This window comes from Streptomyces sp. NPDC050263, assembly GCF_040655955.1.
Lineage (GTDB): Bacteria > Actinomycetota > Actinomycetes > Streptomycetales > Streptomycetaceae > Streptomyces.
Genome location: NZ_JBFAKW010000066.1, coordinates 19,412 through 30,437, shown reverse-complemented (window position 1 = coordinate 30,437; position 11,026 = coordinate 19,412). Strand labels below are relative to the sequence as shown.

Here is an 11,026-nt window from a genome sequence, read left to right as displayed (position 1 = left end):
CTCTACAGAACTACAGAACTACAGAACTAGAGAGCTACAGAACCAGAGAGCTACAGACCGGACTCCGACGTGCGGACCAGGATCCGACGGCAGTTCTCGCACCGGACGACCGTGTCGGACGGGGCCTTGCGGATCTCGTTGATGTCGGTGATCGACAGCTCCTGGCGGCAGCCCTGGCAGGTGCGCTGGTAGAGCTTGGCCGCGCCGATGCCGCCCTGCTGCTCGCGCAGCTTGTCGTAGAGCTTGAGCAGGTCGGCCGGGACGGAGCCGGCGACCACCGCGCGCTCCTTGGTCACGGTGGCGGCCTCGCCGTCGAGCTCCTCGAACGACGCGTTCCGGCGCGCGGTCGCGTCGTCGATCCTGCCCTGGACGGAACCGACCCGCTCGGTCAGCTCGGCGACCCGCTCCTGCGCGCTCTCGCGCCGCTCCATGACCTCCAGGACGACGTCCTCGAGGTCGCCCTGGCGCTTGGCGAGGGAGACGATCTCCTTCTGGAGGTTCTCCAGGTCCTTCGGCGAGGTGACGGCCCCGGAGTCGAGCCGCTGTTGGTCGCGGGCGGCACGCTGCCGGACCTGGTCGACGTCCTGCTCGGCCTTGGTCTGCTCGCGGGCGGTGTCGCTCTCCTCGGTCTGCGCGGCCACGAGCAGGTCGCGCAGCTGGATGAGGTCCTTGTTCAGCGACTCGATCTCCGCGTGCTCGGGCAGCGACCTCCGCTTGTGCGCGAGCTGCTGGAGCCGGACGTCGAAGGCCTGGACGTCGAGGAGTCGGATCTGGTCGGCGGTCGCGGCGTTCAGTTGGGGGCTCCCATTGAGCTAGAGGTGAAGTTGGGGTCGGACGCCGCGTGGGCCGTCCAGGGATCGGTGACCGTGCGGGAGACATGGACCCGGAGGTCCCAGCCCTGCCGGTCGGAGATCTCGTCGAGCTGGGCGGCCGCCAGCTCGCACCAGGGCCACTCGGTGGCCCAGTGCGCCGCGTCGAGCAGCGCGAGCGGACTGTGGGCGCGGGCCTCGGAGACGGGGTGGTGGCGCAGGTCCGAGGTGAGGAAGGCGTCGACGCCGGCCGCCCGCACCTGGTCGAACAGGCTGTCGCCGGACCCGCCGCTGACGGCGACGGTCCGTACGAGCGCATCCGGGTCGCCCGCCACCCGGATGCCCTGCGCGGTGGCGGGCAGCCGCTCGGCGGCGCGGGCGGCGAACTCACGGACGGTGAGCGGGTGGTCCAGCTCGCAGACACGCCCGAGGCCGCGCCGCCCCTCGGGGTCGGCCGGATCCGGTACGAGGGGCCGGACGACGCGCAGGTCGAGGGCGCCGGCGAGGGCGTCGCTCACTCCCGGATCGGCGGTGTCGGCGTTGGTGTGGGCGACGTGCAGGGCGATGTCGTTCTTGATGAGCGTGTGCACGACACGGCCCTTGAAGGTGGACGCCGCCACGGTCGTCGTCCCGCGCAGATAGAGCGGATGGTGGGTGACGAGCAGGTCGGCGCCGAGCTCGACGGCCTCCTCGACGATCTCCTGGGTGGGGTCGACGGCGAACAGGACCCGGGAGACCTCCAGGTCGGGGTCGCCCACGACGGTGCCGACCGCGTCCCAGGACTCGGCCCACTCGGCGGGCCACAGGTTCTCCAACGCGGCGATTACTTCAGACAGACGGGGCACGGGTGAAAGGCTACCTGGCCACCCCACGGGCCCGTACCGCTGCCGTCACAGCCGACGCCGCCTCCGCACGGGACGATGCACACCCCTTCCGACCCCCTCAGGCGAATCGCTTCTGCGCCACTCTTATGAGGGAAGAAGCCCGCCCGTCGGTCCCACGTCCGCGCGTACGAAAACTAGCTTCGTCGCCGGAGGTGACGGACCGATGACGATGCCGGCCTGTGTGATCGAGCCCACCGCGACGGACGGCGGGGAGCCCGATGAAGGCGCCGACGAAGGCGAGGGCGCGGGCGAGGGCGCGGGCGAGCGCTTCGCCGAGCACCCGCCGCCGACCGCGGACGTCGCGGTCGCGGGCTGCGTGATCACGGCGAACGGCGCCTACGCCGCGCGCCTGGCCCGGGACGGCGACTCCTGGTTCCCGGAGCGCTGGACCCTGGACGGCCCCGAGCCGTACGCCGTGCCGCTGCCCGGCAACCAGCCGGAGGAGCCCGGCACGGAGGTGCAGCCGATGGCCGACGGCCGGGTCCTGATCCGGCGGCCGACCGACGGCCGGCACCACTTCTCGCTGCTGTATCCGACCGGCCCCGGCACGGGCGAGCTGCCGCTGGGCGGCGTCGAGTGCCCGGACGAGGGCACCCGGCTGCGCCTGCTCCCCCCGGCCCCGTGCGGCGAACGCGCGTACGCCCTCGCCGTCGGCCGCTGCACGACGACCGTGTGGCTGGTCGCGGGCGGCAGCTTCGGCCCGGAGCACGTCGCCGAGATCCCCGGCCGCTGCTCCGGGGGCGTCTGGCTGGACCGTACGGGCCGCATGCTCGCGCTGGACCGGGAGATCGGCGGCCGGACCAAGGCCGTCGTCGTGGACCTGGAGCGCGGCGGCGAGGTGTCGCCCCTCCTGCAGATCGCCGCCGACAGCGACGACCGTCTGCTGCTCGCCGACCCCGACAGCGGCCTGCTGCTCATCGGCTCGGACGCCCCCTCGCCGGGCGAGTCCCGGCTGGGCTGGGGGGTGCTCGGCAGCACGCTGCCGGTCCGCTTCCCGGAGTCCCTGCGACTGCCCGACCTCACCGTCACCCCGTTCGCGATCCAGCCGGGCCGGCTGCTCGTGCCGGAGACCTGCGCGGTCGCGCTCCGGATCGACGGCCCCTTCGGCGCCTGGGTCGGCGTATGGCGTCCGGCGGAGCGCCGGCTGCACCAGTTCGCCGCCCCGGAGGGGTGGTTGACGGGCAGCGGGCTGTGGACGGCGGAGGGCGTGCTGCGGCTGCCGTACGCCTCGGCGGCGGAACCGTGCGCGGTGGCACCGCTGAGGGCGCCGATCGCGGCCCCGCCCCCCGAAGAACCGTCGGACCCCTCGTATCCCTCGTATCCCTCGTATCCTTCGGAGCCCTCCGGACCGGCGGATCAGGCGCCCACCGCCCTCCGCCCGGTCCCGCTCCAACAGGCCCCGCTCGGCAGACTTGTAACGAACTAGCTGCGGTTGGCGTGGCCGCCTGGATTCGCCCCTCGGTGTGCTGGATAAAATCGCCCGGCTGTAAAAAAGATCATGTTGACGGGGTGAACACTTCCGATGAGCGACGCAAGCACGATGCAGCCGCTGTCCGCCGACTCCCACGAGGCGGCCGGTCACGGCCGGCACCGGGGCCCGGTCTCGTCCCACGACGGCGACTCGGCCCCCCACGGCCGGCACCGCAAGCCGGCCGAGAGCAAGACCGAGGACAAGGCGTAGGACAAGGCGTAGGACAGCATTCAGTGGCTGCCTGACGTAACGCAGATACACCGAAGGACCGAAGGGGCTCCGGTCGTCCATGGACGACCGGAGCCCCTTCGCATCCCCCCTTGCCGCTATCCCTGCCCCCTCCGCAGGCCCAGCACCTCCGCCGCCGCGAACGTCTCCCCCGTCGGCCGCTCCGCGAAGTGCGCGCCGAGGACGGCGTCCAGCTCTGCATGGCTGAACACGTCCTCCTTGCTGTCGAACTTCGCCTGCACACGCGGCCGTTCGACGACGGCCACCATGCCGCCGTGCACGACGAGCAGCTGTCCGTTGATCCGGGCGGCGGCCGGCGAGGCCAAGTAGCCGACCAGCGGGGCGACATGCTCGGGCGCGAGCGGGTCGAGCCCCTCGGCGGGCTGCTCGAACCCGGCGAAGACGTCTTCCGTCATCCGGGTGCGGGCGCGCGGGCAGATCGCGTTGACGGTGACGCCGTACTTGGCGAGGGCCAGCGCGGAGGAGGTCGTCAGCCCGACGATTCCGCCTTTCGCCGCCGCGTAGTTGGGCTGTCCGGCCGATCCGGCGAGGAACGCCTCCGAGGAGGTGTTCACGATCCGCCCGTACACCGGTGCGCCCGCCGCCTTGGACCGCTCCCGCCAGTGCGCGGCGGCGAACCGGGTGGTGTTGAAGTGCCCCTTGAGGTGGACCCGGATCACCGCGTCCCACTCGCCCTCGGCGAGGGAGAAGACCATCCGGTCGCGCAGGATGCCCGCGTTGTTGACGACGACGTCCAGCTTGCCGAACGTGTCGACGGCCGACTCGACCAGCTCACGGGCCTGTCGGAAGTCGGAGACGTCCCCGGTGTGGACGAGCGCGGTGCCGCCGGCGGCCCGGATCTCCGCCGCGACCTGCTCCGCCGGTCCGGCCGACGCCTCGCCGGAGCCGTCCCGCCCAGGCTGTCCGTAGTCGTTGACGACGACGGCCGCGCCCAGCCGGGCCAGCTCCAGCGCCTCCGCCCGGCCGAGCCCGCGTCCGGCGCCGGTGACGATCGCCGACAGCCCCTCCAACGGCAGTGGCAGTGTCATCCGCAAGTCCCCACCCCTCAGATCTCGATGCAGGTCCGCAGCGCGGCCCCGGTGCGCATCTGGTCCAGCGCCTCGTTGATCTCGGCGAGCGGGACCCGGTGCGTGATCAGGTCGGTGAGGTCGATCCGGCCGGCCCGCCACAGCGCGATGGTCCGCTCGTAGGAGCGCAGCACGTCCCCGCCGCCGTACATCGAGGGCAGGATGCGCTTCTCGTCGAAGAACAGCTCGAACATGCTGAGTTGGAGGAAGTCGTCGAGGGCGCCCGCGCCGACGACGACCAGGGTGCCGCCGCGCCGGGTGGTCTCGTAGGCGGTGCGGGCGGTGGCGGAGCGGCCGACGACCTCGAAGACGTAGTCGAACCCCTCGCCCCCGGTGACGAGTTGCTTCGCCTCGCCCAGCTCCTCCGGTGAAACCGCCTTCGTGGCACCGAACTTGAGGGCGGCCTCCCGTCGGGAGGCGACCGGGTCGACGGCGACGATCTCGGCGGCGCCCTTGAGCCGCACGCCCTGGATCGCGGATATGCCGACCCCGCCGCAGCCGATGACGGCGACGGACGAACCGGCCTCCACGTCCGCGGTGTTGAGCGCGGCGCCCAGACCGGTGGTCACCCCGCAGCCGATGAGCGCGGCGATGTCGAAGGGCACGTCGTCGGGGATCGGGACGGCGCAGCGGGCGTCCACCACGACCTCCTCGGCGAAGGTGCCGGTGCCCGCCATGCCGAACAGATCGCCGCCCGGGCGGCGGAAGTTGGGCGTGCCGGCGTTCATGAACCCGGCCAGGCACAGCTCGGTCTGGCCCCGCTTGCAGGCCGGACAGGCGCCGCAGGCGGGCAGCCAGCAGACCACGACCCGGTCACCGGGCTTGACGTCGGTGACGCCCTCGCCGACCTCCATGATCTCGCCCGCGCCCTCGTGGCCGGGCACGAACGGCGCGGGCTGCGGCAGCACCCCGCCCATCGCGGAGAGGTCCGAGTGGCACAGCCCGGTGGCCCGCACCCGGATCCTGACCCGCCCCGGGCCGAAGCCCACCGCCTCGACGTCGTCGAGGACCTCCAGCTTGTCCTGGCCGATCTCGTGCAGTACGGCTGCGCGCATGGTGCGGCTCCCCTCAGGTCATCAGGTCATCAGGTCATCGGTCCGTCAGGTCGTCGGTCCGTCAGGTGATCCGGGCTTCAGGAGTGTTCGACGACGGTGTCGGCGAGGACGGGCGCGTCGTCCCGGTCGGCCGCGCTCACGGCCACCCGCACCTCGCCCTCACCCGCGCCCGCGCTGCGCCACATGCGGATGCGCAGGGTCTCGCCGGGGAAGACGACCCCGGCGAAGCGGGTGGTGTACGAGCGCACCCGGGTCACATCGCCGTCGAGCAGGGTGTCGACGACCGCCTTGAGCGTGATGCCGTAGGTGCACAGGCCGTGCAGGATGGGCCGGTCGAACCCGGCGAGCTTCGCGAACTGCGGGTCGGCGTGCAGCGGGTTGTAGTCGCCGGAGAGGCGGTACAGCAGCGCCTGGTCCTCGCGGACGGCCCGCTCGACCACCTTGTCGGGCTCGCCGGCGGGCGGTTCGAGCCGGGCGGACGGGCCCCGGTCGCCGCCCCAGCCGCCTTCGCCCCGGACGAAGATCTGGGCGTCGTTGGTCCACAGCGGCCCGTCCTCGTCGGCGACCTCGGTGCGCATGACGAGGACGGCGGCCTTGCCCTTGTCGTACACGGCGGCGATGCGCCCGGTGGCGCTCGCCCGGCCGGCCACCGGGATGGGGCGGTGGATCTCCAGCCGCTGGCCGCCGTGCAGGACGCGGGCGAGGTCGACGTCGACGCCGGGCATGGCCAGTCCGCTGATCACACCGGGCGAGCCGGAACCGGCGACGGTGGCGAAGCTCGGCAGGACGTGCAGCCGGGACTCCAGCGTGTAGCGCAGTTCGTCGGGGTCGGTGGCCGGAACGCCCGCGCCGATGCCGAGGTGGTACAGCTGGACGTCCCTGCGGTCCCAGGTGATCTCGCCGGTCCGGGGCTCTGCGGCGAGCGCCTTGGCTGCGTCGATGGGCATGGAACTCCTGATCGCTCGGATCGTTCAGAGACGGCGGCAAGACCTCGGCACGGCCGTCCGCACCGATCGGCCGCACCGAGGTCGTCACGGTGGCCGATCTAGAACGCGTTCCAGTCCGGCGTCCCCTGTATAGCCGAGCGCTCCACAGTTGTGAAGGCTCCTGACGGAGTGTCAGACCCCGCTGTCGGACGCCGCCGTGGGCGGCCGTGACATATGTACTGCCCGACCGGTTACATCCCGACCTGCCGGTCGCGCGCCCGGGAACGTAGCGTCGAAGACGGGCAGAGCGCCCGGAGCGGGATCGGGGGAAGGGACACGACCATGTGGACTGCGGTGAGGTACCGGTGGACCGCCGCGCGGGAGCAGCGGCGGCGCTGGACGGCCCAGCGGGAACGGTGCAAGGACGGGCAGGTCCCCGAGGCCGCCCAGGTCGAGGACCCCGGCCCGCCGGCCAACGGCTTCTCCCTGCTGCCGTGGCTGCTGATGGGAATGGGCGCGTGCTCCAACCTCTTCCAGGGGGACACCCCGAACCCGTGGATCGGCGGCCTCGGCCTGCTGACGTTCAACTCCCTCTACGTCTACGTCGCCTTCCGCTCCTTCGTGAAGGTGGCCCGCGAGGCGACCTCCACGCGGGTGGCCCTGGTGCTGATGGGCCTGGTGACCTACGGACTCGCCCTCGGCTACGGCGGCAACTGGCTCCTCTTCCTCCCGCTGTTCGGCCTTGCGACGGGCGCGGTCCTGCGCGGCCCGCAGCTGCGCACCCTGGGCACCGCCGTCGCCGTCCTGGCGGGCGCGGTCTCCTGCGTCCACGACGGCTGGGGCGGCCTGACCATCGCCTACGCCACCTGGATCTCGACGATGGTGACGGCCGCGATCCTGTCCCTCTCCGAGGCCGTGCGCGAACTGCGCGCCGCCCGTGAGGAACTGGCCCGGCGGGCGGTGGAGAAGGAGCGGCTGCGCTTCTCCCGCGATCTGCACGATCTGCTCGGCCACACCCTCTCGGTGATCGTGGTGAAGTCGGAGGCGGCCAGACGGCTGGCGCCGCGCGACATGGACGCGGCGCTCTCCCAGGTCACGGACATCGAGGCAGTGGGCCGGCAGGCGCTGACCGAGATCCGGGAGGCGGTCACCGGCTACCGCGAGGGCAGCCTGGCCACCGAGCTGGACCGGGCCCGCTCCGCCCTGACGGCGGCGGGCGTGGAACCGTCGGTGAGCCGGTCGGGTCCGCCGCCGCAGCCGCAGACGGCGGCCCTGCTGGGCTGGGTGGTGCGCGAGGCGGTCACCAACGTCGTCCGGCACAGCGGGGCGACCCGGTGCCGGATCACCGTGTCGGGCACACCGGAACAGGTCCGGCTGACCGTGACGGACAACGGCACAGGTACCTCCTCCGCCACCGCCACCGCCACCGCCACCGCCACCGCCACCGGCGACTGCTGCACGCCAGGCGGCGGCACCGGTCTGACCGGGCTGCGCGAGCGCCTCGCGACGGCGGGCGGCTCCCTCACGGCGGGCCCGGGACCGCAGGGCGGCTTCACGGTCACGGCGGAACTGCCGATGACCGCGGACGACAGCAGCGACGGCGGCCACAGCAACGGCAGCGGCAAGCCCGGCGGCAGAGCGGACACAGCGCCGTACGCGGCCACCGCGCATAGCCTTGCCCCGTGACCGAGATGCCCCGCGACCACCGTCCCGCCAAATCCATCAGGGTGCTGCTCGCCGAGGACCAGGGAATGATGCGCGGGGCGCTGGCCCTGCTGCTGGGGCTGGAGGCCGACCTGGAGGTGGTCGCGCAGGTGGGCAGGGGGGACGCGATCGTGGACGCGGCCCTCCTCCACCGCCCGGACGTCGCGCTCCTCGACATCGAGCTCCCCGGCATGAGCGGTCTGGAAGCCGCCGCCGAGCTGCGTGAGCAGGCGCCCGACTGCCGGGTGCTGATCCTCACCACGTTCGGCCGACCCGGCTATCTGCGCCGGGCCATGGAGGCCGGGGCAGCGGGCTTCCTGGTCAAGGACGGCCCGGTGGAGGAACTGGCGGCGGCCATCCGCCGGGTGCTGACCGGCGAGACGGTCGTGGACCCGGCCCTTGCCGCCGCCGCGCTGAGCGCCGGCCCGAACCCGCTCACCGCCCGCGAGCGCGACGCGCTGAAGGCGTCGGCGGACGGCGCGACGGTCGCCGACATCGCCGCCGCGCTGCACCTCGCGGAGGCCACGGTCCGCAACTACCTCTCCTCCGCGATCGGCAAGACAGGCACCCGCAACCGCATGGAGGCCATGCGGGAGGCCCGTCAGCAGGGCTGGCTGTGAGGGCCGGTTGTGGAGGGGCAGCCGTAAGGGTCCGGATCGGCGCTGGCATAGTGCCCGCATGCTGTCACCGATACGGAAGCGTGTGGTCCGGCACATGGCCGCCCTGTTGTCGGGTCTCGCCGCCGCCGTCCTCGCCATGTCCTCGGCGCCCGCCGCGGCCGACGACTCCGGACAGGTCGTGCTGCGCTTCGAGACCGCGGCGACCTACGTCATGTACAACGCCGACGAGGGGGCCGAGGCCCGCGACGACGACTTCGTCGTGCCGGTCTTCGTCGGGGCGAGCAAGGGCGGGCCGGCGCGCAATGTCCGGGTCGTCGTGGACGCGTCGGGGCTGACCGGCGTCGCGCGGCTCGGGGAGAACCGGGCGTGTACGTCCGAGGGCCCGATCTACACCTGCGTGTACGGCGACCTGCAGAACGGCGACGGCGAGAGCTACCGGCCCCTCACCCTCCTCGGCGTGGACGGCGTCCGGCCGGGCGCCGCCGGGACGGTGACCTACACGGCGACCGCCGACAACGCGGCCCCGATCACCGGCACGACCCGGATGACCGTCGGCGGTCCGACGCTGTCCGCGCCCGGGCGGGAGAAGGGCGTGAGCGGGCTGGCGCCGGGCACACCCACGAACCTCACCCCGAGGCTCGCCAACAACACCCGGTTCCCCGCCACGAAGGGCGTGGCGCTCCAGGTCGACGTGTCGGACGGGGTGACGCTGACGGCCCGGCACAGCAACTGCTTCTACGCGGGCCCCGCGCCCACCTCGGCGTGGTGCACGTTCCCCACCAAGGCCGCGGCCGGCGCCGCCTACCGCACGAGCGCGCCGCTGGTCTACACGCTCACCCCGCCCGGGCAGCTGACCGCCGAGGTGGTCTACACCTGGTCGTCGGCGCCGCAGAAGCCCGCCGACCACACCGTGCGCGGCACGGGCGGCCCGCTCACCCTGGTCCCGACCGCGAGCCAGGCCTTCGGCGACAGCCATGGCCGGGTCGGGATCACCACCACCGTGCAGACCGACTACCGTCCGGTCGCCGCGGCCGTGCGGGGCCGGGTCGGGAACACGGTGAAGGTGCGGCTCGGGCTGGCGGACCTCGGCCCCGGCCGGATCCGGGGCGCCGAGGAGATGGGCCGCTTCGAGGTGATCCCGCCGGAGGGCACCACGGTCACCTCGATCCCGTACGAGTTCGAGGAGGACGGCGGGAAGTGGGCGTGTGACCGGCCGAAGAAGCCCGGCGGGGCGTTCGTCTGCGAGATCGGCTCCGACTCGTTCTTCGACGTGCGACACGAGGGCGGGACGACCGCCATCGACTTCCACATCCGCATCGACCGGCAGGTCCCGGGCGCGCAGGGCAGCATCCGCACGTACAACCCGTTCGACCGCACCCCCGCCAACGACGTCGCCGTCATCCCGCTGGAGGCGTTGCCGGCGCCGTTCTACCTGCCGTCCCGGCATCCCGCCGTGTGGACGGCCGTGGCCGTCGGCGCCGTGGTGGTCGTCGTCGCCGGGGTCCTGTACCGCCGTCGGCGCGGGGCGGCCTGAGCCGGCCTCGGTTCAGATCCCCTTGCCCGTACGCCGCAGGACCCGCAGCGAGCCGGTGTCCGAGACCTCGGTGAAGGCCCCGGAGGCAAGGGCGCGCAGGTAGACGCGGTAGGGGGCCTGGCCGGTGAACTCGTCGACCGGGTCGGGGAACACGTCGTGGATGACGAGGAGGCCGCCCTCGGCGACCTGCGGCGCCCAGCCCTCGTAGTCGGATCCGGCGTGCTCGTCGGTGTGGCCGCCGTCGACGAAGACGAGGCCGAGGGGCGAGTTCCAGAACGCGGCGATCTGCGGCGAGCGTCCTACCAGGGCGACGACGTGCTCCTCCAGGCCCGCCCGGCGCAGGGTCCGGCGGAAGGTGGGCAGCGTGTCCATCAGGCCGATCTCGGGGTCGACGGTCTCCGGGTCGTGGTACTCCCAGCCCGGCTGCTGCTCCTCGCTGCCCCGGTGGTGGTCGAGCGTGAGCGCGGTGACCCCGGCGGCGCGGGCCGCGTCGGCGAGCAGGATCGTCGATCGCCCGCAGTAGGTGCCGACCTCCAGCAGCGGCAGTCCGAGCGCACCGGCGTCGACGGCGGCCGCGTACAGCGCGAGCCCCTCGTCCACGGGCATGAAGCCCTTCGCCGCCTCGAACGCGGCGAGGATCTCGGGCGCGGGTGCCGCGGGCATGGTGGCCTGCCTTCCGGTGGTCGTACGACGGTGTCGGCGGCCCA

General features: G+C 73.0%; 11 protein-coding genes. 5 read left to right on the top strand and 6 right to left on the bottom strand.

Translation table 11 applies throughout. From position 1 onward, the window contains the following. Positions 1-50: 50 nt before the first annotated feature. On the bottom strand, positions 51-794 hold the full coding sequence (locus AB0J04_RS26750; RefSeq protein WP_363171116.1) for a C4-type zinc ribbon domain-containing protein: 744 nt from the start codon (positions 792-794) through the stop codon (positions 51-53). Then, on the bottom strand, positions 791-1,654 hold the full coding sequence (locus tag AB0J04_RS26745) for a Nif3-like dinuclear metal center hexameric protein (protein WP_363171093.1): 864 nt from the start codon (positions 1,652-1,654) through the stop codon (positions 791-793). Before AB0J04_RS26745 ends, AB0J04_RS26750 begins: the two co-directional genes overlap by 4 nt. Positions 1,655-1,862: 208 nt before the next feature. Between AB0J04_RS26745 and AB0J04_RS26740 the strand changes: the two genes are divergently transcribed. Both AB0J04_RS26740 and AB0J04_RS26735 read left to right on the top strand, forming a co-directional pair. Beyond that, positions 1,863-3,119, top strand: coding sequence for a hypothetical protein (locus AB0J04_RS26740; protein ID WP_363171115.1), 1,257 nt, complete (start codon positions 1,863-1,865; stop codon positions 3,117-3,119). Between the two features lie 96 nt (positions 3,120-3,215). After that, positions 3,216-3,374: a hypothetical protein gene (locus tag AB0J04_RS26735; protein WP_363171092.1), complete on the top strand. Its 159-nt coding sequence runs from the start codon at positions 3,216-3,218 to the stop codon at positions 3,372-3,374. A 116-nt stretch (positions 3,375-3,490) separates the two neighbouring features. On the opposite strand, the gene AB0J04_RS26730 is transcribed toward AB0J04_RS26735, so the two are convergent. The 3 genes from AB0J04_RS26730 to AB0J04_RS26720 form a co-directional block, all read right to left on the bottom strand. Beyond that, positions 3,491-4,441, bottom strand: a complete 951-nt coding sequence (locus tag AB0J04_RS26730) for a 3-oxoacyl-ACP reductase (RefSeq protein ID WP_363171091.1) — start codon at positions 4,439-4,441, stop codon at positions 3,491-3,493. Between the two features lie 17 nt (positions 4,442-4,458). Beyond that, positions 4,459-5,535, bottom strand: coding sequence for a Zn-dependent alcohol dehydrogenase (locus tag AB0J04_RS26725; RefSeq protein ID WP_363171090.1), 1,077 nt, complete (start codon positions 5,533-5,535; stop codon positions 4,459-4,461). 77 nt (positions 5,536-5,612) lie between these two features. Further along, positions 5,613-6,482, bottom strand: coding sequence for a MaoC/PaaZ C-terminal domain-containing protein (locus AB0J04_RS26720; RefSeq protein WP_363171089.1), 870 nt, complete (start codon positions 6,480-6,482; stop codon positions 5,613-5,615). A gap of 321 nt (positions 6,483-6,803) precedes the next feature. On the opposite strand from AB0J04_RS26720, the gene AB0J04_RS26715 reads away from it, so the two are divergent. The 3 genes from AB0J04_RS26715 to AB0J04_RS26705 are packed head-to-tail and all read left to right on the top strand — an operon-like array spanning position 6,804 to position 10,319. After that, on the top strand, positions 6,804-8,147 hold the full coding sequence (locus AB0J04_RS26715) for a sensor histidine kinase (protein WP_363171088.1): 1,344 nt from the start codon (positions 6,804-6,806) through the stop codon (positions 8,145-8,147). A 5-nt stretch (positions 8,148-8,152) separates the two neighbouring features. Further along, positions 8,153-8,785 (top strand): response regulator transcription factor, encoded by a 633-nt coding sequence (locus AB0J04_RS26710; protein WP_363171114.1) that lies wholly within the window; start codon positions 8,153-8,155, stop codon positions 8,783-8,785. 58 nt (positions 8,786-8,843) lie between these two features. Further along, positions 8,844-10,319: a hypothetical protein gene (locus AB0J04_RS26705; RefSeq protein ID WP_363171087.1), complete on the top strand. Its 1,476-nt coding sequence runs from the start codon at positions 8,844-8,846 to the stop codon at positions 10,317-10,319. A gap of 12 nt (positions 10,320-10,331) precedes the next feature. On the opposite strand, the gene AB0J04_RS26700 is transcribed toward AB0J04_RS26705, so the two are convergent. Further along, positions 10,332-10,982 (bottom strand): class I SAM-dependent methyltransferase, encoded by a 651-nt coding sequence (locus AB0J04_RS26700; RefSeq protein ID WP_363171086.1) that lies wholly within the window; start codon positions 10,980-10,982, stop codon positions 10,332-10,334. Positions 10,983-11,026: the final 44 nt, after the last annotated feature.

Excerpts from the sequence above, each read along its gene's own strand:
- AB0J04_RS26740 (WP_363171115.1), top strand. The coding sequence starts at position 1,863 with ATGCCGGCCTGTGTGATCGAGCCCACCGCGACGGACGGCGGGGAGCCC.
- AB0J04_RS26735 (WP_363171092.1), top strand. The coding sequence starts at position 3,216 with ATGAGCGACGCAAGCACGATGCAGCCGCTGTCCGCCGACTCCCACGAG.
- AB0J04_RS26730 (WP_363171091.1), bottom strand. The coding sequence starts at position 4,441 with ATGACACTGCCACTGCCGTTGGAGGGGCTGTCGGCGATCGTCACCGGC.
- AB0J04_RS26725 (WP_363171090.1), bottom strand. The coding sequence starts at position 5,535 with ATGCGCGCAGCCGTACTGCACGAGATCGGCCAGGACAAGCTGGAGGTC.
- AB0J04_RS26720 (WP_363171089.1), bottom strand. The coding sequence starts at position 6,482 with ATGCCCATCGACGCAGCCAAGGCGCTCGCCGCAGAGCCCCGGACCGGC.
- AB0J04_RS26715 (WP_363171088.1), top strand. The coding sequence starts at position 6,804 with ATGTGGACTGCGGTGAGGTACCGGTGGACCGCCGCGCGGGAGCAGCGG.
- AB0J04_RS26710 (WP_363171114.1), top strand. The coding sequence starts at position 8,153 with ATGCCCCGCGACCACCGTCCCGCCAAATCCATCAGGGTGCTGCTCGCC.
- AB0J04_RS26705 (WP_363171087.1), top strand. The coding sequence starts at position 8,844 with ATGCTGTCACCGATACGGAAGCGTGTGGTCCGGCACATGGCCGCCCTG.
- AB0J04_RS26700 (WP_363171086.1), bottom strand. The coding sequence starts at position 10,982 with ATGCCCGCGGCACCCGCGCCCGAGATCCTCGCCGCGTTCGAGGCGGCG.